Genomic DNA, 24,349 nt, shown 5'->3' with positions numbered 1-24,349 from the left:
CCTCCAATCCTCTTCGTACACACATATCTATTTATAATAAATGGATCAGGCGCAAATGAGAAGAGGAGGGAGATAGTCACTTATGCTATTCAACCTTGAACTGGCTCAATTCGTCTTGCAATTTATTGGATAACTGATTCAACTGCTTCGAAAGATCAGCCACCTGTTCAATACTATCCAATTGTTCTTGTGTGCTGGCGCTAACTTCTTCTGTTGAAGCAGAGTTCTCTTCTGTTGTCGAGGAGATAATCTCCAGCGCCTGGAAAATCTCATCTTTGTGCTTATGAACATTGGTTGTATTGCCAGTAATCTGGACCATGCGTAATTTCAAATCTTCCAGGTCCTTGTTAATACTGAAGAAGACTTGTTTCGTGTCCTCTACGGATTTGGCATTTTCATCCGCAATTTTCATGCCGCGCACGGTATGTTCAACCGAGATGTTGGTTTTCTCTTCAATCACACGTACCTTCTTGTTGATTTCTTCTGTCGCCATCGCAGTTTGTTCTGCAAGCTTGCGCACTTCTTCGGCCACGACAGCAAAACCTCTGCCCTGTTCCCCAGCACGTGCAGCTTCAATCGATGCATTGAGTGCCAGCAGGTTGGTTTGTGAAGCAATTTGTTTTACGGTATCCACAAAACTGGATATTTCATTACGACTCAGATCAATCTCCTGAATAATGGAGGACATCGCCTGTGTAGAATTGTGGTTCTCCTCAGCCCATTTGGAGAGTTGTTCAACGACTAAGAGTCCTTGGCCGCTCTGATCAACAGATGTCTGCACCATCGTCTCGATCGCTTGAGCATCCGTCGCGATTTCATCGATTTGATTCGATAATGAACCTGTTTTGCGTAAAATATTTTCTGTCTCAATCGATTGATAATTGGTTGCATTAGCAATTTCATTGATGGCTGTAGACGTGTCGTTCATGGTCCCTGCTGTTCTTGAAGATATGGATTGCAGATCATTAGACGACTGATTCAGGACATGCGCCGAGCTGCCGACCATCTGTAACATGCCTTGAATCTTCTGCACCATGGAATTCAATCCCTGAGCAATCTGTCCGATCTCATTATTGGAATTCGCATCCAGCTGAACTGTCAGATCGCCTTGTTCAATCAACTTGATCTTGGTAAGCAGCTGTGGAATCGATCTCAAGAGGTAACGAAGTGTAATGTAACTGATGATCACGAGCAGAATGGTAGCAGCGGCAAATCCGCCAAGCGTAATCCATGTAAATGTTTTTAATTCCGCGAGAACTTCTTTCTCGGATATGGTTAGACCTACTGACCACCCTGTATCTTTACTGGTTGCGTAGCCGATATAACGACTTTCCCCATTGTCATTAATCAACTGCACACCGGATTCCCCAGCGATCATCTTTTTGCCGATGTCCCCAATACCGCCAGTCGTGTCCGTAATCTTTTCTTTCAAAACTTTCTCCTGATCCGGATGGTAGAGAATATCTCCGGACTTGGAAAGTAGAATGGAGTAACCCGTGCTTCCCAGTGAGTAGCTCTCCATAATGGCCGGGATATCCTTGAATGCAATATCAGCCGCGGCAAATCCAATAAGCTGACCATTGTCATCTTTGATTGGATAGAATATGCCCATGAGCACACTGCCTGTTGCAAGATCAATGTACGGATCAGAGAAATATAACCCGTCTGCGGCTACAGCCGGATTATAGTATGGGCGTGTTTGGATATCAAAATCCGGGGCGGAAGCCGCACCATCATTTTGCAGCCAGAAGCCTTTACCTCCTAAACCTGCGATCCAGGCATCGGCGAACGAAGGCTCTTCCTTAACGATGGCTGCGAGTGTTTCCTGAGTTTCCGCTGCGTATGTGGAACTGGCTGCAACCTCTGCCGATTCGGTCGTTTCTATGTATTGTCGAAATAACTTATTGGTAGACATTTGCTTGACCAGTGAACCTTTTTCTTTGAATAATGCATCGAACTCACTTACAATCGCTTGTGTCTTGGTCTGAAGCATAGACTCCTGTTGTTTGACCAAAATGTTTTGTGTGCTTGAATACATGAACGTCCCCAGAACGGCAAAGACGACCACGATAATGACCAATAGCACAATGGATAATGTGTTCGCGATGCTGGATGTTCGTGTTTTCTTTAATACCCGATTCCTTAAAATGTTTGACATGTTCCATCTCCCCAGATGTGTATTAAGCTAAAAGCTTCTAATTATATGTCGGAATAATATATATAATTATGTAGATTCCTGTAGGCTAAACGAAAAAAATCAACAGAAATGGGAATAAGATCGGATCGAGAAGGTATGGAAGTGACATCATAGTGGGGACAGAACGATACAGAACTTTACATGCAGCTAACAATTGAGACCACTACACACCGATACTATAAGTATCACGTTGTGAAATATAGACCTATGGAGAACCGGAGGAGCATGAATGGCTAAGAAATCAGAGAGTAATAAATTAAGGGGGAGAGGGATTCAACAGCTGAAGATAACGACAACCTTGATATTAATGATTGCCGTTAGTTTGATTGGACTCGTTGTATTATTTCTATTCGGCATATTTGGCATGAATGATGTAAGACTGGCACAGGGCGCGTTATATACAGATCGATTCTTGCATCAGACTAATATTTTGGAGATTAAGGCTGACTTCTATAATATGCGTGCCAACTATACCAAGCTTCTCGATAAGCAAGAATATACGGACAAGCAGTATGAGCAAGTTCAGAAGAACAAGAAAAAGGTTATGGGTGGGATGGACGAGTTTTCCGCAAGAACTCTTGATACAACAGAACAAGAAATCTTTAATGATCTCAAGGCGAAGCTGGAAGTTTACGACCAGGACATTGAACAGATCATGAACGTCAAGAAAACAACGGGTACTTATGATGATGAAGAGAGAGACCGAATTAACAAAAGCAGTACAGCTATTGTGGAAACGGTTACGAAGTTAAGTACATATAATGAAGAAGAATCTGCGAATTTATATGCGCAAACCCAAGACACCATTCGAGATACAGCGCTGTTTCTTGGCATTGTGCTTCTCACTTCACTGTTCATTCTGGTCGTTGTGTCTTATCTGACGATTCGAAATATTCGCTCTCGGATGCGTGCAATCAATAGTTACTGTGAAGAGATTACGCAGGGCAACCTGTCAGCTACCATTGCTCCCCAGTTGCTTCAAGGTCAGAATGAAATTAGTGTCATTGCTCGTGCCATTCATAAAATGACGGGTTCCACTTCGAATGTAATTACAAGTGTGGTGAATGAGTCTCAGCAGATCAATGAGATGAGTGACCTCACGAATCAGAACATGTCGGAACTCAATGAGCGTATACGTGAGGTATCTGCAACGGTAGAAGAGTTGTCAGCAACGATGGAAGAGACTTCTGCATATACGGAGAATATGAATCAATCCGTTAATGAGGTCCTTCGAGCAGCTGAATACATCTCCGCCCGTACCAAGGAGAAGGCTGAGTCTGCTAATGTTACTAGCGGCAAAGCTGAGGTTCTGAAGCAGGAGGCTAGTGTGTCTAGTAAGGCAGCACAGGATATGTATACCAGTGCAAGTGTGAAGATGAATGATGCGTTGGAGCGTGCCCATGCAGTGGACCAGATCGGTGTTCTGTCCCAGTCCATTCTGGATATTACCTCGCAGACCAACTTGCTCGCATTGAATGCTTCCATTGAAGCGGCTCGTGCAGGTGAAGCAGGACGTGGCTTTGCGGTTGTAGCTGAGGAGATCCGAAAATTGGCAGATGGCTCCAGACAAGCTGCAGACGAGATCCGGCATGTCACAAGTGAAGTTACAGAGTCTGTAGCTCTTCTGTCTTCTAGCGCGAAGGAAATGCTTACCTTTATGTTCAACCAGGTGGGCAGTGACTATAAACTGTTGGAAGATACGGCAGATGAGTATTACACCCATGCAGTTGAACAAGCCAACACGGTGAATGACCTCCACACGACGGCGCGACAGGTGAATGAAACCGTTGAAACTTTGGTGAGAGCCATTCATGAGATCGCGACGGCCAGTGAGCAATCCGCTGCGTCGAGTCAGCATATTGCTGAACATATGGTGTCCTCTACTGAGCAATCACTGCAAGTAACGAGTCAGTCGGATCAAGTGAAGGAAAGTGCATTACGTCTTAACGACATTGTAAAAGGGTTTAACATTTAAATGCATTGCCCGTTAAACTGTGCCAAAAGCCCGCCCTCATTTAAGAGAAGCGGGCTTTTTTCTGTACCGTTAAGTATTGGAATATTCTTATTCTAGCTAGGTGTTCATATCCGTTAGTGCTGGCATGTTGATCTCTTTTACACAAGCTGCTTTGGATAAATTCACGATACAACGAACGATAGAAACCATGTCCTGAAGTGGAATACGTGTCCCGTCATACTCAGCAAGAGCTCGATCCGGTCCTTCTTCATAAGGGATCTCCGCTGCCAGCTCTCCGGGGTTAATACATGTAACGGCAATGCCGTCATGTCGGGTATGTTCTCTCAGAGCCTCTGTGATTCCGCGAATGGCAAACTTGGAGGCGACAAAAGAAACTTGTGTACTATTGGCATTATTCAGACCGGCTGTTGAACCAATGAGAATGATTTTTCCCGCTGCAGATTGTCGTAGATGAGGCAATAATGCTTGAATACATACGATGGTTGAAGTGATATTAACATGGATCAGATGACTGATGTCCGCAGGCTCGTCTTTATCGAACGTATAGTGATCCTCGAAGCCTTCTTTCTCCCAAATGCCTACATTGTATATGAGTACATCCAAAGGTTCATTCTTCAACTGGTCCGTGACAATGGTGGCGGCATTCAGCTCAGAAAGATCTGCCTGTATCCATCTCCGCTGTACACCATCACTCAAATCCAGGCTTTCCGGTCTGCTTCGAGAAACGACCCAGACTTTATCGCCTTGTTCGGGCACACCTCTGACGAAGGCATCTCCTAATCCTTTGCTTGCACCGAACACGAGATAACTTTTCATATGGAAATCCTCCTTGTGGAATTGCAGTGTCTGTACTTCATTGGAAAGTCTACATAATCGTACTATAGAAGTGAAGGGAAAGAATGAAGCTTGAATGAAGATATGTTGAATGTCGATATATCTATGAAATCGAAAATCTTTCGTTTTGAACTAAACGAAGGATGTAGCAGTTAAAAATTTGTTGTAAATGATAATTGTTATCAATTATACTTCCCATAGGAAAGGGGGCATTATTTTGAACGACGATGATTTAATGTTATGGGATTATACCAATATTCAACTCATGGATATTCGCTATAAGTTTCTGAATCCAGGGGAAGCGTTGAGTTCCTATCGTTTTCCTACATCTGGATATCTATATATTGCTCGTGGTACCGCTTGTTTTCGGCTCGATGGTGTGACGCATGATGTTGAACGTTTTTATATCATCCATAGTGGGAAGGGAGGTCGTCTGGACATCGGTCCGGTTAGAGAGAGAATGGAATACTATCTGGTGTTATATAAAACTTCTCTCTCCAACACGGCTCTACCATCTGTCCAGAGACAATATAAGAGCAGCAATCCATTTCAAAGGCAATATGCTTTTGCTCCCAATGATCCGGTTGAATTACTGCTTCAACTGAAGAAAATGCTTCACATATGGCTGAAGCCTAACTCACTCGAACGATTGCAGGTGAAATCGCAGTTGTATCAGTTTGCGTACGAAGTTGAGAGACAATGGAAGATACATACGGAAGCTAATGTTAAACCTGATCTAGTTGAGCAAGCTACTCAATACATCCGCGAACATTACAGGGAATCAATTACGTTATCCACGGTTGCTGAGCGGCTTAATTATAGTGCTCCTTATGTGGCAAAACAGTTCAAAAATAAGACCGGAAATAGTCTCATTGATTATCTGATTCAAGTTCGAATGGAAATGGCCTGTGAATTGCTGGAACAAACAGAGGCTTCTTTACAGGAAGTGGCGTCGGGCGTGGGTTACACGGATTTATCTTACTTTATCCGCATTTTCAAAAAGACGGTGGGAGTGACACCCGGTAATTATAGGTCAGAAGCTCGTGATCAAACCAAAAGAATGGATCGTCCTATAACCAGGCTTAGATTGTCTAATGCAGAACGCAGAGGACAAGGTTATATTGGTAATGAATATGATAATCATTATCAACATATGGAGAGGAACGATTTATCGATGTACAGAAATACTAAAGTATCATTGGGGGCTGTCATGCTGTTATGCCTGACCATTATGGTCAGCGCTTGTGCACCTGCCGGGGGGAATACAAGCACAACATCTACATCAACTGTAGAAACGCAAACGAGTCAACAGGCCAGCACAACGCCTTCCGAAAGGCTATACACGGACAATCAGGGACATGAAGTCAGTATACCGGAGAAGCCGCAACGTGTTGTGCTTCAGGGCAATTCGATTGGAGATCTGCTTGCGCTGGGTGTACAGCCTGTTGGGGTTGACCGTAGATTTATTACCAATTCGGCATATGAGGATAAAGAGATCACGCCCGCAGAGGATATCGGTTTTCCCACGAGTTTTGAGAAAATCCTGTCCCTGGAACCAGATCTGACCATGCTGGGTTATGTACTGGATAAGCAGTATGATGAAATATCCAAAATATCACCGACCGTTGTCTTTGATCAGAATTTACCATTGAACGAACGTCTTCCGGTGATCGGGGAGATTGTAGGCAGACAGGATGAGGCCAAGCAATTGCTGGCTGATTATAATGTCAAGGCAGAGAAGATGTGGAGCGAGGTACGGGATCAAGGTCAAGTCGCTGAAGGCGAAACGGCTGTGGTGCTGATGTATTATTGGGATCGGACGATGTATCTGATGAAAACAGGCGGCGTGCCTGAACTGTTGTACCAGCCGCAAGGCTACCAGATGTCTGAGAAGGTGAAAGGCATTGAGCCAGCCGCAGGCTCCCCGTTCATTGAGATCTCGCCTGAGCTGATGCATGAGATGCTTGTAGGTGACCATCTGTTCGTATTGTACCCTGAGAATGATGAAGCCGAATCATCCTTTAAGGAACTGCTGGAAACGCCACTTTGGAAAAAACTCCCCGCTGTGCAAAGCGGAAAAGTCACTTTCATCGAGTCCAAATGGAATTATGAAGATATGCTGACGAGCGACATGCTGCTGGATGAGTTTCCTAAGATGATTGCTGAATAAAGCACAGCATCGTAAAAGTTTGATGTGAATGAACATATGCGAAAAAAGCCCGCGCCATATGGTGCGGGCTTTTCGAGTTGCGGTGGGGAGAATCGTACGGACCAATTCGGACAGGCTACTCCTTCTTTTCGTTGCGATAGTCTCGTGGAGCTGCGCCCATTACTTTTTTGAACATACGAGAGAACTGAAAGGGGTCTTTGTATCCGACGCTGCATGCGATCTCATTCATCGAAAGGGAAGACTTCTGAATAAGCTCGCTGGCTCGATTCATCCGGTATTGAATCATATATTGTTGAGGTGTGAATCCGGTTGCATTCTTGAATATTTTGGACAGATATTTACGATTGATCTTCAAACGTGCAGCCAGTTGTTCGACACTCAGATCCGTTGCATAGTTATGCTCGATGAATGCAATGGCTTGTTCTACATATTGACCTCGTGCACCCGGTGAGGTAACGGGCATGGAAGCTGGGTCCAATATGACGGACAAGAAGGAATAGAGGGCGCCCAATAGCCGAAGTTCGTCTGTCAGGTTATGCTCCGTTGCTTTGAACATCTCCAAAAAGCAGGATTGAATATACTCGTCCCGCTTGGACGAAAATACGGGCTGTTCGTTGGATAAGGATGATCGCTTGAGATAGCGTTCCACCTGCATGCCGTTGAATGCGATCCAGGAGTATGTCCATGGAGCTTCATCATCGGCCTGGTAATGCGCCAGTTTCTCCGGACTGATCAGGAACCCTTGCCCTTTGCCCAGCGTGTACGTTCGGCCTCCCGTATGAAAACGCCCCTTACCGCTATGGATATAATGGATTTTGTAATAATCACGCACCATAGGGCCGACCTCATGTCCAGACAAGCACTGCTCTGTGCCGCAATAGTACAATTTCAGATCGACGTTATGGATTTTGGAAAAATTCGAGAATTGATATTGAACGATGTCCATTTCGATTCACCCACACTCTCTCCAGCACGACACGCATGGCGACATGATGTCATGAAATGGCGTTATTATGTCATTCGATAATAGCGTTTACAATTTTATAATAGGGATAGGTATTACCTTATTATATCAGGAGGTCGCCAACTCTGAGAATGGAATTGGCGTCAGCGAGGAGGCAGTATGTTGAACGATACTTTATTCCCGGACGGCGTGTGGCCAGTTATGCTCACTCCGTTCACGGAGGACAATGAGATTGACTATACGGCATTAGAAGAATTAATCGAGTGGTATATGGGGAAAGGCGTGCATGGTCTATTCGCGGTTTGTCTTTCTAGTGAAATGCTCCATCTATCGCTGCAAGAGAGAGTAGACTTGGCCAAATTCGTAGTAGAGAAAACAAAAGGGAGAGTGCCGGTCGTTGCTTCAGGCCATAATTCGGATAATTTGGAGGAACAAATCACGGAGTTAACGGCAATTGCGCAGACAGGTGTTGATGCTGTCATTCTTGTGACAAGCCGTATAGCGGGTCCAGATGATGACGATGCGGTGTGGAAACGCAATCTGAGCACCATCATGGAACGGTTGCCAGATGTGAAGCTGGGTCTGTACGAATGTCCAATTCCATACCATCGCTTGTTGTCTCCAGAATTGCTGAAGTGGTGCGCAGATAGCGGACGTTTTTTCTTTCTCAAGGAAACAAGCTGTGATCTGGAACAGATCCGTCAGAAGGTCGCAGCCGTTCAAGGGACACCGCTCAAAATTTATAATGCCAACGGCACTTCGTATCTAGGATCGCTACAAGCAGGCGCGCATGGTTACAGTGGCATTCTAACCAACTTCCATCCGGATCTGTACGTATGGATCATCGAAAATTGGCAGCAGGATCAAACAAGAGCCGAACGATTACAGACATTGCTGGGGCCCCTTCATCTGTTTGAGGGACGTCATTATCCGGTCAACGCGAAATATTTGCTGCAACAAGAAGGGCTGAAGCTTACGCTTCATTCCAGAGCCAGAAGTAGCGAAGAGCTCAAACCAGTACACCGTTTGGAGGTAGATCAGTTCCTGGAGCTAAGCCAGCTATTCCGGCAATCTTTGATTACGAAGGATGAGTCTTTTAGATAGGAAATGAATCGCCCCGCTATTATTTTATTTTCAGGCTCTGGATGTTGATGATATTGGTGTTCAGGCGGAGGAAACACCTGCTTTTAGGTTTTAATATACGTAGTCCTAATCTCATCAAGTAAATACGAAAAAAGACGTCTTAAGCTGCGGCCGTTTCCCTGTAATTTAAAGGGGGAACGGTCGTTTGTTTTTTTCGGGAATTGATGCTAGTAGTTATAAAAATATACTCTCTTATTTCTGTTTATCTTCCGGTAGCATAAATTCTTCTCCTTGTTATACATATTCCCGCTTTTGTTAGCTAAAGCCTGGGGCTTAGACAGTTGTTGTTTATTGATAATGGTGGATTGCCCCCTGTGTTTTGTCCACACCGTTGGTTGAGTGATTGAATATTACTATCAGGTGAGCTTATGCCAAATACTGCTAGAGTATGAGGTTCTTAAAAAGGTGGGATGGGGAAAATGGCTATTTTATCAACTGGGCCGATAGAAAATAATCCGGTTTCCGGGGTTAGACCGACACAACAGGTAACGATCAGATTGGTAAGTCGGGCTGTTGTGGACTCGGTAACTGTATCCGTTCAGGGTTATGTGCTAAGCACAACAAGAACGCTGTACGTAAGTGAAGTGATCAGTATGGCACCTAACGAAGCAGTGACCAGAAATTATTTTGCAGATTTAGATGCTTTTGAGTTTGTTTTTGGAACAGATGTGGAAGGTGTGGAGGAAGTAGGAATTTCAGTGTGGGGCAAACAGGCGTCTGGACAATTGGTTGATGCACACCGGGTGGTAGCCCACGAAAAAACAGTTAATGACATCTAACAGATAAGATATACCCAAAAGAGGAGATGTAGCGATGAGCTTTTTATCAACCGGGCCAATAGAAAATAATGCTGTTAGCGGTGTAAGACCGACTCAGACCGTTACCGTCAGAATGGATAACCGCAGTGATGTGACAGCCTCAACCGTACAAATACAAGGGTATTACCTGGATGGTGGAATAAGAGTTTTGTATGTCAGTGAGTCTCTTGACATCACACCAAATCAAGTAATAACCAACAATTATTATGCCAATTTTGATGCCTTTGAGTTTACTTTTACAACACCAGCGACGGTTAATGATCCTGTTCAAGTATCCGTATGGGGTAAGAGCAGCACAGGCGCTTTGGTAACAGCCCATCGTTTGGTTTCTTCCGAACTGCTGGGTGAAACCCCAAGCATCACCGGAGCCACAGGCGCAACCGGAACTACGGGGGCGACAGGGACGCCAGGTACAGCGGGAGTGACAGGAGCGACAGGGACGCCAGGTACAGCGGGAGTGACAGGAGCGACAGGCACACCAGGTACAGCGGGAGTGACAGGAGCAACAGGCACACCAGGTACAGCGGGAGTGACAGGAGCGACAGGCACACCAGGTACAACGGGAGTGACAGGAGCGACAGGTACACCAGGAACACCGGGAACAACCGGAGTAACGGGAGCGACAGGCACGCCAGGTACAACCGGAGTAACGGGAGCGACAGGGGCGACCGGCACACCGGGAACAACGGGAGTAACAGGAGCAACAGGCACGCCAGGTACAACGGGAGTGACAGGGGCGACCGGCACACCGGGAACAACGGGAGTAACCGGAGCAACAGGCACACCAGGAACAACGGGAGTAACAGGAGCGACAGGCACGCCAGGTACAACGGGAGTGACAGGGGCGACCGGCACACCGGGAACAACGGGAGTAACGGGAGCGACCGGCACGCCAGGTACAACGGGAGTAACCGGAGCAACAGGCACATCGGGTACGACGGGAGTAACCGGAGCAACAGGGACACCAGGAACAACGGGAGTAACGGGAGCGACAGGCACAGCAGGTACAACGGGAGCTACAGGTGTAGCAGGCGCTGGAGCAATCATTCCTTATGCATCAGGACTTCCAGTGGTGTTGACTACAGTATTGGGTGGACTTTTGAATACCTCCAGTTTAGTTGGTTTTGGTAACAATGCTACAGGAGTAAGTGTTAACGGAGGAATTATTGATCTCACAGGCGCCGCAGGCACATTGCTTAACTTCGCTTTCTCGGCATCGCGTGCAGGAACGATTACTTCGCTGGCTGCTTATTTCAGCACGACAGCTGGACTGAGCTTGGTTGGATCCACAGTAACCATAACTGCACAATTATTCCGTTCCACTGCACCTAATAACTCTTTTACAGCTGTACCGGGTGCATTGGTAACCTTGGCGCCTCCACTGACTGGCATTTTAGCACTGGGCACAATATCCAGCGGATTGACTACAGGACTGAGTATTCCGGTAGCCGCCGGTGACCGCCTGCTTATGGTCTTCTCAGCTTCCGTAACAGCCGGAATTGATGTGGCTACAACCGTAGCCGGATATGCAAGCGGCGGCCTTACCATCACTTAACGGAAATTAGCTATATAACAAGTTCATAGACAGGGACCCCTTGCGATCATGGTGAGAGGTCCCTGTTTATTTGTGAGCACAACTAGTAGAGCATAAAAAGGCGAGGATTGCTCCTCGCCTCGTACATAACGTGGTTTACTGAATTTCACTCTGTTGTGGTTAGGCTGTCTACGACAAATTTAAGTTGGGCTTCCAACGAAATCGGGTCACTAAACACGAAGCCACGGCTGTTCTCGCGATAAACGTGATTATTCTGGACAGCAGGGAGGTTATCCCAGATCGGACCTTCAAAAACGGAATCCCGACTCTCATCACCTGTCCATCCACTAATAAAGATATAATCTCCTGCATATTGTGGTAACAATTCAAGTGATAACTTGGCCCAACCTTTGCCGCTATCGATGGCTTCCTTCTGAATGATCGGCGGTGCCTTCAGGCCAAACTCGCCATAAATAATATCTCCACCTCTACCAAAGCTCCCGTAGGCATAAAATTCTTTGGCACTTCCCGTATCAAAAATCGAAACCGTGCGATCACCTACCGCTTGCTCCACGAGTGGTTTATATTCAGCGATTTTAGCATCCCACTCTGCGATCCAGGCCTTCGCTTGCTCTTCTCTACCAGTCATCTTGCCAAAATCCATCAATTGCTCCCGCAGAGGTACTCCATATTCAACAGAGACGGTCGGCGCAATTTTGGACAGCTTTTCGATCGTTTCAGGGTCATTCCAAACGACAATTAAATCCGGCTGCAACTCCATGATTTTCTCGTAGGGTACATCGTTACCGATGTTGACAACGTCATCCAGCTTTCCTTCTGTATAACTGTTAAAGGACTCATCACCAGTTCCAACAGGCTTAAGGCCCAGCGCTAGCAAATGACCGGTAAAGGCTCCTGCCACCATTACGACCCTTTGAGGTTTTTTTGGGATTTGTACTTCACCGTTAACCGCAGAATAGGTTACCATCTCCGAGCTGCCGGTTGTTGTGTTACTGATATTACTCTCTGCACCTACAGTTGGACTCTGCGTACTGCCAGTGCTTCCATTCGTGTTTGCTGGTCTGGAACATGCGCTAACCAATAGAGTTAGGCACAACAGCAGGGTAATTCCTACAGGTAGTTTGCTTCTATACATCCGTAAATCTCCTTTTTCGCTATGTTGATAATGATTATCATCTCTGATATCAATATAACGACGGAGTTTACGCGGAGCAATGGATGATCGAAGCCTAAGAATAGGACGATAAGAACCTCTCGCCACTTGTCCGGACTCATCCTTGAATTGCTTTGGTGTGACTCCCGTATGCTTTTTGAACATTCTTATAAAATAGGATACATCACCATATCCAACGCTTGCAGCGACCTCTTGCAGAGATAACTCGGTCTTTTGCAGCAGCGTTCCTGCTTTGTTCATCCTAATACCGATTAAGTAATCGATTATACTTGCGCCAGTTTCACGTCGGAAGTACTTGGACAGATAAGGGACGCTGTAATGGAATGTATGCGCGAGTGTTTCCCGCGTCAGCGGCTGGGCGTAGTGCTCCTGCATATAGCGAATAAGCTGAGATGCAAGGTTAGGTCTAACAATGCTGACCTGCTGTTGATCCATTTGCCTGAGCAATTCATATACAAATTGATAGAATAGTGTTTTGGTATGGAGCCGCTCCAAGCGTCCCGGTCTATTCCATTCGCACAGCATACGCTCAGCGATTTCGTAGAGGATGGCAGGATGGTATGGAATAAAACCGTACTGGAGGTGGAATGGCAATGGTTGATCCGGTTGTTGAAGTGTATGCTGCTTGCCAGGTAGCGGGAAGGAGGCTTTATAGAAAATTAGGTAATAATGAAAGGATTCGTCCGTTGGCATGATGTCCAGACGGGTGTTTTTGCCCCCATGAAGCATATAAAATGGTTTGGTAGCATGCTCATTTCCGTCTAAAATCACGGTTGCACTGCCATGCGTTACGTACAGAAAGGCGCTGGCAGGGAACAGGTAAGGACGTACGCGCTCGTCGGATTGTATGACAATATGTCGTACATCCATGATTTTGAGCGATGCACAATTCCAGATGAGTATGTGATCTTGTACATTCAAGGTTGCTTTCAATAGAGAGTTGTCTTCCTTCCATGAGCTGTTGAAGCCAGCCTTTTATGTGGTGAGGTTATTATATAATAATATTAGTGGCTTTTTGTCACTTTCCAAAACGTTTCCTCGGTAGCACCGGATTCTTCTCATAACTATGGAGTATAAAGACGAAAAATGTTTGATGTCATGACCTCTCAATGATCTAAAGAAAATCGCCGAATTCTCCATGTGCAAAGTAGAGGACTGTCCGGTATTCTATTCTAAGTGATATTGATTCTCATTACTGAATACTGCAAAGCGAGGAGATTCATTCAATGAAACGAAGAGGTACGTATAGCATGATGTCTGCAGCAATGATATTACTGATGGTCTTTATTATGGCGGGATGTAGCACACAGGCCGATAGCGGTTCGTCCAACGGAAGTCAGACGGCTTCGCCATCAACGGGCGAAGGAACTGCGAGTCAGGAAGAGACGGCATCCGCCAACGCTTCACAAACGAAATCTTTCACGGATCCTACTGGAACAAAAGAGATTCCCGTGACACCGCAGCGCATTTTTTCTATTAGTGCAACAACACAACTATTGGCTCTGGGCATTACGCCTGTAGGCGGACTTCAATATGAAATCGAACAGGATTATTATCTGAAAAATGCTGCCAGCGAAGTTGAAATCGCCGGAGACTATCCACCTAATATGGAAGCAGTGGCATCACTTCAGCCTGATCTAATTATCGCTTCTTCCTTTGTCGAAGCGGATATAATCGAGCAACTGGAGAAAATCGCTCCGACGGTTATCTATCCATGGGAAGACAATCTATACGATCAACTGAGATATATTGGCGATATCGTGGGTAAAAAAGCGGAAGCAGAAGAATGGATCACGAAACATGAAACCAAAGTATTAGAACGCAAAGCTGAAATGAGCAATCTTGTTGGAGCAGACGAGACAGTAGCGGCTGTAGAAATCTTCAAGGATTCATTCCAAGTCGCAGGCACCCGAAACATGGGGTTCGTATTGCACGATCTGCTTGGATTAAAGCGCATGCCATGGGTTCAGGAAGAGGTTGATAAAAGCGATGGATTCGTCGTGTACACGGAGCCGCAGTCACTGGAGAAATTGCCGGAGCTTACCGCGGATTATTTGATCATTAAGGTCAATGATACCCAACCGGGTTCGACGGAATTTTATGAAAAAATGCAGGAATCGAGCCTGTGGAAAAACCTCCCTGCGGTCAAAAACGGCAACGTCTTCATTGTGCCACATGACAAATGGTGGTCTTACACATTATTCTCCACGGATGCTTTGCTGGATGAAGCCGTGGAATTGTTCAAACAACATAATCAATAATGAAGAATTGGTGTAAAAGCTCCCTGGATAAAGGGGGCTTTTCTGCATATTTGAATTGTCGTACAATAAGTTGTAGATGAGAATTGTTTTCATTTAGAAAAAGGTGACATACGGTGGAGTGGCAGAACTTCGATTTGCCCATGGATAACGTACGATTACGTTGGATTGGGCTTGATGTATATACGTTTCATTCGGGTATAGAACACACGATGTTTGCACCCGACAATTATGAACTATGGGTCATTGATGAGGGAGAAGGCGTTGCCGTTGTGGACGGACAACGCCTTACAATCGTTCCAAGCAGCAGTATTCTGATTCTCCCCGGTACGATCTTGGAGTGGGAGCATCAGCCTGGACATATCGTGCATGCGCATAAGCTAGAGTTTGATGCGGACTGGCAAGGAGAACCAGAGGAACATCCATTGGCAATGATCGGAAACCGAGTGGTTGCAATTCAGCCGTTGGCCAATCTGATGGAACTATTCGATCAAATTGCTGAGCTACGGACGACCGATATGGGGATGAGCCGCTTTAGGCGGGAAATTTTACTGCAAGAAGCGGTTTTTCACTTTGCGGTCAAGGCTTGTGTGAATCAGCCGTCGAGTACCAAGGAGGCTGTGCTGCGGACCATCACTCATATGGAGGAAAATTACCAGCACAATTGGAAGGTGGGCGAGTTGGCTGCTATCGCCTGCGTTGGCACGAGGCAGTATAGTCATATTTTCAGGCAGGTAACAGGAACAAGCCCAATGGATTATTTGCATCGTGTGCGAGTCGACCATGCGAAACGTTTGCTGAGATCATCAAGCCGGGACATGCACTCTATTGCCACACAGGTTGGATTCAAGGACGAATTTTATTTCAGCCGCAGGTTCAAACAGCAAGAAGGCGTGTCTCCAAGCGTCTATGTCAAGAAACATGAGCCGCGTGTTATCGGTCTGCTGTTCACCTCCCATTTGCTTGCACTTGGCATGACACCGATCGGAGCACCGGATTATCATTTATTCCGCAACGAGTACGTTCGCCCGTATTTGCCTGAGATGAAACCGTTTGTGTGGGCACCATACGATCTTGAGGCGATTCGCGAAATGGAGCCTGATCTCATTTTGGGATATGAGCATATGACGACTGGGGAATACGAACAATTTTCCACGATCGCCGAAGTGGTACGCATCCCCTGGCAATCTCAGGACGTATACCAACAGTTAGACAGCGTATCTGCTGTTGTTAACAAACGTAAGAGAAGCAGAGATTGGATGGAACAACATCAGCTTAAGGTTGCCCAGACAAAGGAGCGACTCTGTGCCGCTATCGGATTGCAAGATACGTATGCGGCACTGGTGATCGATGATACAGGCTTTCGCGTGGCAGGTGACCGGAACATGGGGCATGTGCTGTACCGCTCTCTTCAATTGAGACCTCATCCGCTCGTGCAGCAATTCATTAATGACTATAATGGTCATAACGCGTTCTCGGAAAAGCTTCCATTCGAAGAACTCTGTCATTATGACGCGGATCGATTGTTTATCATGGTCAATGGGCAAAACCCGCGTGCCGAAGCCGCCTTTCGCAAACTGTGTCGTTCGGAAGTATGGAGGAGCTTGAATGCTGTTCGTAATAGAAACGTGCATAAGGTATCCTACGACAAATGGTGGATGTACACACCGCTGGCGGTCGATGGGCAATTGGACGAGATCGTTAAGTTGGTGGATAAAGGCCGATAGAGTAGGCACTTTAATGGGATTAAGAAGTAAATGACAGATTTCCACTTTACATGAAGTCAATGGATTGAAGTGCATAGTTTTTTTCCACTACTTTCCTTGTCTTCCTTCCCTTTGCGAAATTATAATAGGCAATTGGAACATCATTACATATAAAAAGAGGGATATGAGCATGATTTCAAAACGTTTCAAGTTTATCGTCGCTGCGTTAACACTTCTACTTGCCGTTCAGATTTTTACATTAGGTCAATCTGCGGCTGCAGGCAAGACCATAGAACAACTGCCGGATCCGGAATGGAGTTATACGTTACCAGAAGGTTATAAGTTTTGGAATACGATCGATAGCTTGCAAAGCAAGGATCGGATGTTTATTCAACTGATCAAGAAAGTGAAGCTTTCGGCCAACAAAACCAAAGAAAGTGGCAAGGTCTACGCGTCCATCGATCGCAACAATGGTTCTACGAGTTGGTTGTACGATTATTCTGACGTAATCAACGACACACCTTTTACTCGCAACCAATTCTATGCTGCTAGTAATGGCTACAGTTTTTTTTATAAAACGAAAGGCTCAAGCGGCTATGATTTCTCTGCAGTCGATCCGAAAGGTAAGTTGAAGTGGACAAAACGGATAACCCATTCATACGCGCCAGTAGTGCTCCACAGCGGTAATGTTGCCATTGTTTCTGCCGTCGATAAGAAGACATCCTCCATTAGTATCACCGAGTACAACCAGGATGGGAAACAGGATCGAAAACAAAATTTAACTAATAAATGGACTATAGGGATGGTAGATGTACTTCCAAACGGCTATGTGGTGCATAATATGCCTGAGCAAGGAGTAGTCAGTGTTTACCGCAATTTGAGCACAATAAACACCCCTCTCGTCACCTATACGGCTCCCAAATCGATGAAAGAACCCTATCTTGAGGTGCTGCCGTTCAAAGGCGGATCCTTTATCATTCATCTCAGCAGTAAGAATGAAAAACTGGTCATCGGTTACGATACGAAAGGCAAGAAGAAATGGGTGCGTACTCTAAATGAGAAAGATCAGATCTATATCACGGGTAACAACTATTTAATTCGGAACGACAACGCGTATCGGCTGTACAGCAAGGATAACCAGCTTCTCGGCAAGCAGCAAATTGGTGAGATTGGTGATAAGCAATGGTATCACCATATGACTCCGTCAGGTGAGATTACCGTGGAGCGACAGTATCAGTGGCAGGAGCGCCCGGCTATAATTGATGAGAACACGTTTGAGGGAGATTGGGCTAGAGAAGATTTCTACGTGCTCAATCCGGGAAATCTGCAGATTAAGTATCATCTTTCCACGCTGTGGCTTGATAATAATGCTGGGCACATGTATATTTATGCTGGAGACGGTGAGCTTTATCTCACGAAAGATTTTTCCGATACCACCGTAACCAAATACATACTGAAGTAGCTCAAGCTACACGCTAGTTTAGTCAGATTTCTAATAAGCGTAACACCCTAAATACATCGCCAAGTGACGTACAATACTGGTGATGTATTTTTTTTGTATTCTGAGGTTAATGTGGGTGTATTTACGAGTATTCTTCACGATGTGAGGTGTTGATTTGGTTTGCTCTATACGTGTTTGTCTTTTATAGGCGATAAAGATCAAACTACTGGAAAATACATCATCAAGTAGCTTAGTATGAACTGCTTTTTCATCAATAATTAATGTTTATCATTAAATATTTATTGTTTTTCGTGAATTAATTATTTAGTATATATTGTAAGTCATATGAAAAGGAGATTGCGTATGAACGGAATTGAATTCAAAGCCAAGCCTGGCCTCAAAAGAATGCACATTGCACTTATGATCGGATACTGGGGAGGAATCGGGCTGCTCATTGCGATGCTGAGTTTCAATCTATGGATCGGATTAAAACCTCAGGAGCTGTTCTATGCAGAGAAGGGAATCGCACACTGGTTCTTTTCATTACCGTTATCGGATACTGTGACGAAGAGCGTCATGGTGCCTTTCACTTATTTTCAACCGATCAATCCCGATATGTTCGATGCCAAGACCGCTTATCTGGTCGTCAGTTTGACCAACACTACGCTTATCTTCATTACTTACATCTACTCAATTGGTCAGATTCGCAATATAATAGGTAGCATACTTAGCGGAAGCAGCCCGTTTAGCCTGGCGAATGCCACGCGTCTGAGAAGGCTGGGAGTCGTCGTTATCCTGTATTCTTTGCTAGCGAAGCTGCTTCTCAACATTCTGATCTGCCTGTTCGTTACTCGTATCTTCTCCATTAATCTAGGAAGTATCTCTTTAATCGGAATTATCATCGGCATACTCGTGCTGTTCGTCTCCGAGATTTTCAAATATGGCGCTCTTCTGCAGGAAGAGCATGATTCGACTTTATGAGAATGGAGACTGATGACAGTGCCGATTATTATACGTCTCGATCGAGTTCTGGCCGACAAAAAAATGAAATTGAATGACCTGGCAGATAAGGTAGGGATCTCAAATGTCAATCTGTCCAATCTGAAAACGGGGAAAGTGAAGGCTATCCGCTTCTCTACCTTGGAAGCAATCTGCGAAATCTTAGATTGTCAGCCGGGAGACATTCTGGAATTTGTTCCAGGCGACAGCGACAGCCGTGAAATGGATTGAGAGTGCCTAATCACCCTTTAATTGTTTTAGGATTACTTAGAGCACTATGTACCGAGGGTACACCACCCAAGCCTGAACACAAAGAACCCGCGCAGAGCGCGGGTTCTTGAACGTTATTCAGTGCCTGTAGCCACCTGATTTTCCTCGTAACTAATCCAGTCGCTCCAGCTTCCGGAATACAATTTCACATTCGAGAATCCCGCTTCTTCCAGCGCAATCACGTTAGGGCAGGCCGAGACGCCAGAACCGCAATACACGATAATCGCACAATCCTTGTCCAGCTTACTGAAACGCTCTTCTAACACCTCAGTACCTGTCCAACGTCCATCCCAATCCAACACATCTTTCCAAAAATAGTTCAACGCCCCAGGAATATGACCAGCCTTGGCATCAATGGGTTCCTCCAGACCCGCATAGCGGCGAGCATCACGGGAGTCAATTAGCACGGCACTGCCGCTTGCCGAAGCCTGCTGAACATCCTCAACACTTGCCAGCATGGCTGGCTGTACATTCACCTCAAAGGAAGATGGGATCTGAACCGGTACATCCGTGGTAACCGGGAATTTGGCGTTTTTCCAAGCGGAGAAACCTTCGTCCATGATATACACCTGTTCATGACCGATATAGCGAAGCAGCCACCATAGCCGAGATGCATTCATCCCGCCTTGATCGTCATAAGCAACAATACGACTATTGGAGCCGATGCCAGCTTTGGAGAGACGACTTGCGAGCACAGCTGGATCAGGAAGTGGGTGACGTCCTCCGTGTGTAGATAAAGGAGAGGAAAGATCTTTTTCCAAATCGAGATAGACAGCCCCTGGAATATGTCCAGCTTCATAGGCTTGTCTTCCAGCCTCCGGCTGACCGAGCAAGAATCGGCAATCGGCAATGACGACATCCGGTTCATACATTCTGGCGAGCAGCCAGCGCATGGATACAATATTTTTCATGAAAATACACCGCCTTATGTGAGAGTGGTAGAGTCGTTTATAACTATGATTTACGAAAAAATACGTTATACCGTTGTAGGTTCAATAGGCCCTTTTCCCGCAACAGAAGCTTCTGTTGAAGCAATCTGAGGTTTGGTTTTGCCATATCGAATGAAAATCCATACCCCGAATATAATGACAACCCCGGCAGACATTTGTAATGCACTGAGGGATTCGCCGAGCAGCATCCAGGCCAGTAATGAAGAGAATACGGGTTCCCCAAGTACGCCCATGGATACCGTTGTGGCATTCATATATTGAAGCAGCCAGTTGAAGAGATAATGTCCAAAGATGGTTGGCACAATGGCGAGCAGCAGGAAGATTCCCCACTCTGACGCAGCGTAACCTCCGAACGGATGGCCCATAATCAGATTATATACCGCCAGCGTGCAAGCAGCCACGAAGAACACCCAGAAGTTATACGAAAATGCACTAAGTCCCGCTCGCAAAAATTGACCTAGCAGCATATGAACGGCGACTGCGATTGTGCCAAGCAAAGACAGGACATCACCTTGCAAGGCAGTACCTGCTAACTGGAAATCACCGGCACCAATGACGATTGATCCAAGCAGGGCGATGCCCATGCCGATGATCATCATGCGGTTGATTTTGGCTTTGAACAGCCATACCGAACCGGCAAGAATCAGTATAGGCTCCAGCGCGAGAATAACTGTGGAACTGGCAACACTGGTGAGCCGTAGCGAACCCATCCAGAGCAGGAAATGAAGGGCTAGCATCACACCGGATGCAAGCAGCAAACCCCATTGCCGTAAGCTCAGACGCATCATCTCATGTCTGTATTTCCAGACAAAAGGTAGCATCAGCAGATTGGTCAAAAATAGACGGTACATGGCAATGACCGCAACATCTGCGGTAGACCAGCGTACAAAGATCGAAGAAAAAGAAATGGCGATAATGCCGACAAAGAATAGCAGATAGATGGATCTGCCGGCACGGTTCAAGCTTGTCATGGGTGTAGCTCCTTCTTGAAGTCTGATGGCGTAAATCACTTCATTATACAAGAGAAGGTAACCGCAGGAAAGATAAAGAGAACGAAGAGATAAGTAGATTGTAACCGGGCTTGTAACTATTCTGTCATTCTCCCGATCCATTTTTCTATTAATCTTCTATATAGAGACATGAAACGAGATAATATACCAATAATCGGGAAAAAATGAAAGTAAGGAAGTGGCATGACAGTGAGAGTCCAACAAGAGAGAGCGGGAGAACGTGGCAGTATTCCGCCTAGCACAAGTCGCACGAAAACACATAAACGAAGAAAAATCCGGTATGGAAGGATTAGCATAGCTCTAATGCTCCTGGTACTGTTCGTTACCGGTATTACATATGTATTCCTTGGCATGACGCATTGGATCAAAAGCGTTGTGGCGCCGCCTCCGATTACTGTAATCGAACAGCCCGCCAAGCTCGGTATGATACAAGTTACTCCGGATGCGAAGGAGGAGCCGGCACGGTTCCAGGGCCAGGTTCGCAAATTGGCATACATAACGTTTGATGATGGGCCAACTGAATATACGGAACAACTGCTGGATATATTGAAGCAGCATGAGGCGAAAGCTACCTTTTTCATGATCGGACGTCAGTTGAATCAGCATCCTGATGCAGTGAAACGGTTGCTGAAGGAAGGTAGTTATCCTGGACTCCACAGTATGACGCATAACTATAAAAAGCTGTATAAGAGCGGCAGTTCTGCAAACTTTGTGAAAGAGTTTAAGAAAGAGCAGAAGATGGTGCAGGACCTGATTGGTTTTACACCTCATCTGATTCGTGCACCTTATGGCAGCAGCCCACAGATCGGTGAAACGTTCAGAGGTGACATTGCGGCAGCGGGGTTCAAAATGTGGGATTGGACGACAGATTCACTCGATTGGAATCTTCCCGGTCAGCCGGATAAGATTGTGGCTCGCGTGAGCAAAAGTGTACATCGGGACAAGGAAGTAATTCTGATGCATGAGCGCGAGCAGACGGTTCAGGCATTGCCACGTATTCTGAAACTGCTGGAAGATCGGGGCTACGAGTTCGAAGTATACGATCCGGATGCACACTGGGTAGCCAATTTTAGCGGAGATAGCCGCTTGTAACATAACAACAAGATTGATGCAAGAGAGGAAGGACTTTGGTGCTAACGAGTAAAAAAATGGCGCTTGCGGCAGTCAGCGTATTGCTAATTCTGCTGGCAAGTGGTTGTGGAGAGCCGCAGGAGCCTGCGGCAAATCAGGTGAACCAATTGGTGCTCAGCGGTCAGGGGATTGACCAGAGTTTGAAGGCACTGACCGGTCATGAGCAGGAAGACATGAAGTTATACAAGACTATTTTAGATAAAGGCAAGAATAAAAACAGTGATCTCGAAGCACTTCTGGATCAGGCAGCAGAGCATATTCATGAACGAAGAACGTTGTTGCAGCAGGCGGAAGAGGCCATGAAACAGACCAATGAGAAGACGTTGGCCCTGCGCAGCTCCCTTAAGGAACTATCATTTGAAAATGAAGAAACGTTGGCCCAGGCTGAGAAGGTGTTGGATCAATATGAAGCAAGAGCGCGTGCATTTGAAAATTTCGTAGCTTCGTATCAGCAGAGTCTGAATGCCGATGAACAGTTATATAGCCTGATGAGAGAAAGTGTGGAACCTAATCTGGTGAAGATCAAGCGAGCCATTCGGGTACGGAATAGCGAATATGCGCAGCTTGCTGAATTCCGTAAGCAATTCAACCTACAGACCAAAGCATTTAACGGAGCCAATGCGAAACTGGTACAGATGGATCAGGCCAGCTAAGCAGCGGATCTGAGCAGCCATTCAGACATATTGCATGATTGAGCCGCCTGTCTCCCGTGTAAGTACTAGTATACAGCCAAGCCAATGGATGAGAAGCAACGTGGACAAGCATCATTGCGTATAAGCTAACGGAGGTGTTCATATGCGAAAAGGAAATACAATGAAAGTCAGTACATCACTACTGGTGTTACTTATGGGATTCTCGCTTGTGGCCTGTGGGAACAGCAGTCCTGCTGTACAGCCACCAGTGAATAATACGGAAGAACAGTCACCCGCACCGGAGCAACAACCGAATGAAAGTGCTGCTATAGAAGCCGAAGGTATTCTGACTGGATGGGCTGATCCGCACACCGTGGAGATTCGAGTGAATGAAGAACCGATGTCTTTCCAGGTGGGCGAAAATCTGCAGAAATCACTGGATGATATCGATGACGAAGATTCCGTTCGTTTCAAATATGTAGAGAAAACCATTGATGCAACAACGAAACAGCTGGTACTCACGGAGATTGCAAAAATTGAATCAGGTGATGATAATAACGGTTCCAATGCAGGCGGTACTGTAACGTCCGATCGTCCGAAGACGTCAGAGCTGGAAGTGACGGTAGAAGGCATGACCGAGAAGCGCTCAGTGACACTTGCACAAGCGAAAGGCTATTCACTTTATGTGTTTGAACCGATGACATTTGACGCGGAAGACCAGGAATTATCAATGAAGATTGATCCGGATTATGAGGTAGAGATTGAGAAGCTGCCGGCGGATTACAATCTGGATGCGCTGAAGATGGATGCGAAGGAAGAGTTGTCCGAGACCGGGGAAGTAAAGCAGTTAACGGCTGAACAACTCAGCAATGGGCCGATGAAGGATGCTCAACTGTACATGATGTCCCAGAATGATAAGAAAACAGAGTACTTTATTGTCAAAGAACTGGACGGCAATGGTTTCGTTTTCCACATTCATGCACCTATTGGTGAACCTTCTGAAGGTTTCCTGCCGATGGCATATGCATCCCTTAATTCCATCATGAATGAGTAGAAAATGAACGAGCAACACGGTCGAGCCAAACGATGAAGTAAGCTAAAACAATCCCATTAAACAGCGTG

At 45.9% G+C, this 24,349-nt stretch carries 19 protein-coding genes; 13 read left to right on the top strand and 6 right to left on the bottom strand.

All coding sequences use genetic code 11. The features are described 5' to 3' along the window. Positions 1-85 precede the first annotated feature (85 nt). Complete coding sequence (locus MHI06_RS21555) at positions 86-2,158, bottom strand: methyl-accepting chemotaxis protein (protein ID WP_340399038.1); 2,073 nt, start codon at positions 2,156-2,158, stop codon at positions 86-88. Between the two features lie 268 nt (positions 2,159-2,426). On the opposite strand from MHI06_RS21555, the gene MHI06_RS21550 reads away from it, so the two are divergent. Further along, entirely contained in the window at positions 2,427-4,172 is a 1,746-nt protein-coding gene (locus tag MHI06_RS21550) for a methyl-accepting chemotaxis protein (protein ID WP_340399037.1), read from the top strand. Between the two features lie 96 nt (positions 4,173-4,268). Here the strand turns inward: MHI06_RS21550 and MHI06_RS21545 are convergent, their stop codons facing one another. Next, positions 4,269-4,988: an SDR family NAD(P)-dependent oxidoreductase gene (locus tag MHI06_RS21545; protein ID WP_340399036.1), complete on the bottom strand. Its 720-nt coding sequence runs from the start codon at positions 4,986-4,988 to the stop codon at positions 4,269-4,271. Between the two features lie 235 nt (positions 4,989-5,223). Here MHI06_RS21545 and MHI06_RS21540 point away from each other — a divergent pair, with 235 nt between their 5' ends. Then, a complete protein-coding gene (locus MHI06_RS21540; protein ID WP_340399035.1) occupies positions 5,224-7,176 on the top strand; it encodes an AraC family transcriptional regulator in 1,953 nt (650 codons plus the stop codon). Between the two features lie 115 nt (positions 7,177-7,291). Here the strand turns inward: MHI06_RS21540 and MHI06_RS21535 are convergent, their stop codons facing one another. Then, positions 7,292-8,122, bottom strand: coding sequence for an AraC family transcriptional regulator (locus MHI06_RS21535; RefSeq protein ID WP_340399034.1), 831 nt, complete (start codon positions 8,120-8,122; stop codon positions 7,292-7,294). Positions 8,123-8,299: 177 nt separating this feature from the next. On the opposite strand from MHI06_RS21535, the gene MHI06_RS21530 reads away from it, so the two are divergent. The 3 genes from MHI06_RS21530 (at position 8,300) to MHI06_RS21520 (ending at position 11,656) form a co-directional block, all read left to right on the top strand. After that, the gene (locus MHI06_RS21530) at positions 8,300-9,244 is read left to right on the top strand and encodes a dihydrodipicolinate synthase family protein (protein ID WP_340399033.1); all 945 of its coding nucleotides are present in this window, start codon (positions 8,300-8,302) and stop codon (positions 9,242-9,244) included. 458 nt (positions 9,245-9,702) lie between these two features. Then, positions 9,703-10,062 (top strand): hypothetical protein, encoded by a 360-nt coding sequence (locus tag MHI06_RS21525; protein ID WP_340399032.1) that lies wholly within the window; start codon positions 9,703-9,705, stop codon positions 10,060-10,062. 34 nt (positions 10,063-10,096) lie between these two features. Beyond that, on the top strand, positions 10,097-11,656 hold the full coding sequence (locus MHI06_RS21520) for an exosporium glycoprotein BclB-related protein (RefSeq protein ID WP_340399031.1): 1,560 nt from the start codon (positions 10,097-10,099) through the stop codon (positions 11,654-11,656). A 145-nt stretch (positions 11,657-11,801) separates the two neighbouring features. Here MHI06_RS21520 and MHI06_RS21515 read toward each other — a convergent pair whose 3' ends face one another. Further along, positions 11,802-13,763: an AraC family transcriptional regulator gene (locus tag MHI06_RS21515; RefSeq protein WP_340399030.1), complete on the bottom strand. Its 1,962-nt coding sequence runs from the start codon at positions 13,761-13,763 to the stop codon at positions 11,802-11,804. 293 nt (positions 13,764-14,056) lie between these two features. On the opposite strand from MHI06_RS21515, the gene MHI06_RS21510 reads away from it, so the two are divergent. The 5 genes from MHI06_RS21510 to MHI06_RS21490 all read left to right on the top strand — a co-directional run bounded on the left by MHI06_RS21510 (position 14,057) and on the right by MHI06_RS21490 (position 19,465). Further along, positions 14,057-15,091, top strand: coding sequence for an ABC transporter substrate-binding protein (locus MHI06_RS21510; protein WP_340399029.1), 1,035 nt, complete (start codon positions 14,057-14,059; stop codon positions 15,089-15,091). A gap of 113 nt (positions 15,092-15,204) precedes the next feature. Beyond that, positions 15,205-16,815, top strand: a complete 1,611-nt coding sequence (locus tag MHI06_RS21505; protein ID WP_340399028.1) for a helix-turn-helix domain-containing protein — start codon at positions 15,205-15,207, stop codon at positions 16,813-16,815. 169 nt (positions 16,816-16,984) lie between these two features. Then, a complete protein-coding gene (locus MHI06_RS21500; protein WP_340399027.1) occupies positions 16,985-18,256 on the top strand; it encodes a hypothetical protein in 1,272 nt (423 codons plus the stop codon). Positions 18,257-18,598: 342 nt separating this feature from the next. Next, a complete protein-coding gene (locus MHI06_RS21495; RefSeq protein ID WP_340399026.1) occupies positions 18,599-19,216 on the top strand; it encodes a DUF2975 domain-containing protein in 618 nt (205 codons plus the stop codon). Between the two features lie 18 nt (positions 19,217-19,234). Next, the gene (locus MHI06_RS21490; RefSeq protein ID WP_340399025.1) at positions 19,235-19,465 is read left to right on the top strand and encodes a helix-turn-helix transcriptional regulator; all 231 of its coding nucleotides are present in this window, start codon (positions 19,235-19,237) and stop codon (positions 19,463-19,465) included. A gap of 113 nt (positions 19,466-19,578) precedes the next feature. Here the strand turns inward: MHI06_RS21490 and MHI06_RS21485 are convergent, their stop codons facing one another. Further along, positions 19,579-20,415, bottom strand: coding sequence for a sulfurtransferase (locus tag MHI06_RS21485; protein WP_340399024.1), 837 nt, complete (start codon positions 20,413-20,415; stop codon positions 19,579-19,581). A 65-nt stretch (positions 20,416-20,480) separates the two neighbouring features. Next, positions 20,481-21,425, bottom strand: a complete 945-nt coding sequence (locus MHI06_RS21480; RefSeq protein WP_211080880.1) for a DMT family transporter — start codon at positions 21,423-21,425, stop codon at positions 20,481-20,483. 222 nt (positions 21,426-21,647) lie between these two features. Between MHI06_RS21480 and MHI06_RS21475 the strand changes: the two genes are divergently transcribed. From MHI06_RS21475 to MHI06_RS21465, 3 genes are all read left to right on the top strand, one after another. Beyond that, the gene (locus MHI06_RS21475; protein WP_340399023.1) at positions 21,648-22,556 is read left to right on the top strand and encodes a polysaccharide deacetylase family protein; all 909 of its coding nucleotides are present in this window, start codon (positions 21,648-21,650) and stop codon (positions 22,554-22,556) included. A 38-nt stretch (positions 22,557-22,594) separates the two neighbouring features. Further along, positions 22,595-23,248: a YkyA family protein gene (locus tag MHI06_RS21470; protein WP_340399022.1), complete on the top strand. Its 654-nt coding sequence runs from the start codon at positions 22,595-22,597 to the stop codon at positions 23,246-23,248. Positions 23,249-23,390: 142 nt separating this feature from the next. After that, positions 23,391-24,281 (top strand): hypothetical protein, encoded by an 891-nt coding sequence (locus MHI06_RS21465; protein WP_340399021.1) that lies wholly within the window; start codon positions 23,391-23,393, stop codon positions 24,279-24,281. The last annotated feature ends 68 nt before the right edge of the window (positions 24,282-24,349 follow it).

Origin of the sequence: Paenibacillus sp. FSL H8-0079 (assembly GCF_037991315.1) — a bacterium.
Classification (GTDB): Bacteria; Bacillota; Bacilli; order Paenibacillales; family Paenibacillaceae; genus Paenibacillus.
Note: the sequence above shows the minus strand (reverse complement) of the source record. Positions and strands in the feature narration are given on the sequence as shown.

Coding starts and splice junctions, on each gene's coding strand:
- MHI06_RS21555 (WP_340399038.1), bottom strand. CDS start 2,158: ATGTCAAACATTTTAAGGAATCGGGTATTAAAGAAAACACGAACATCC.
- MHI06_RS21550 (WP_340399037.1), top strand. CDS start 2,427: ATGGCTAAGAAATCAGAGAGTAATAAATTAAGGGGGAGAGGGATTCAA.
- MHI06_RS21545 (WP_340399036.1), bottom strand. CDS start 4,988: ATGAAAAGTTATCTCGTGTTCGGTGCAAGCAAAGGATTAGGAGATGCC.
- MHI06_RS21535 (WP_340399034.1), bottom strand. CDS start 8,122: ATGGACATCGTTCAATATCAATTCTCGAATTTTTCCAAAATCCATAAC.
- MHI06_RS21530 (WP_340399033.1), top strand. CDS start 8,300: ATGTTGAACGATACTTTATTCCCGGACGGCGTGTGGCCAGTTATGCTC.
- MHI06_RS21525 (WP_340399032.1), top strand. CDS start 9,703: ATGGCTATTTTATCAACTGGGCCGATAGAAAATAATCCGGTTTCCGGG.
- MHI06_RS21520 (WP_340399031.1), top strand. CDS start 10,097: ATGAGCTTTTTATCAACCGGGCCAATAGAAAATAATGCTGTTAGCGGT.
- MHI06_RS21510 (WP_340399029.1), top strand. CDS start 14,057: ATGAAACGAAGAGGTACGTATAGCATGATGTCTGCAGCAATGATATTA.
- MHI06_RS21500 (WP_340399027.1), top strand. CDS start 16,985: ATGATTTCAAAACGTTTCAAGTTTATCGTCGCTGCGTTAACACTTCTA.
- MHI06_RS21495 (WP_340399026.1), top strand. CDS start 18,599: ATGAACGGAATTGAATTCAAAGCCAAGCCTGGCCTCAAAAGAATGCAC.
- MHI06_RS21485 (WP_340399024.1), bottom strand. CDS start 20,415: ATGAAAAATATTGTATCCATGCGCTGGCTGCTCGCCAGAATGTATGAA.
- MHI06_RS21480 (WP_211080880.1), bottom strand. CDS start 21,425: ATGACAAGCTTGAACCGTGCCGGCAGATCCATCTATCTGCTATTCTTT.
- MHI06_RS21475 (WP_340399023.1), top strand. CDS start 21,648: ATGACAGTGAGAGTCCAACAAGAGAGAGCGGGAGAACGTGGCAGTATT.
- MHI06_RS21465 (WP_340399021.1), top strand. CDS start 23,391: ATGCGAAAAGGAAATACAATGAAAGTCAGTACATCACTACTGGTGTTA.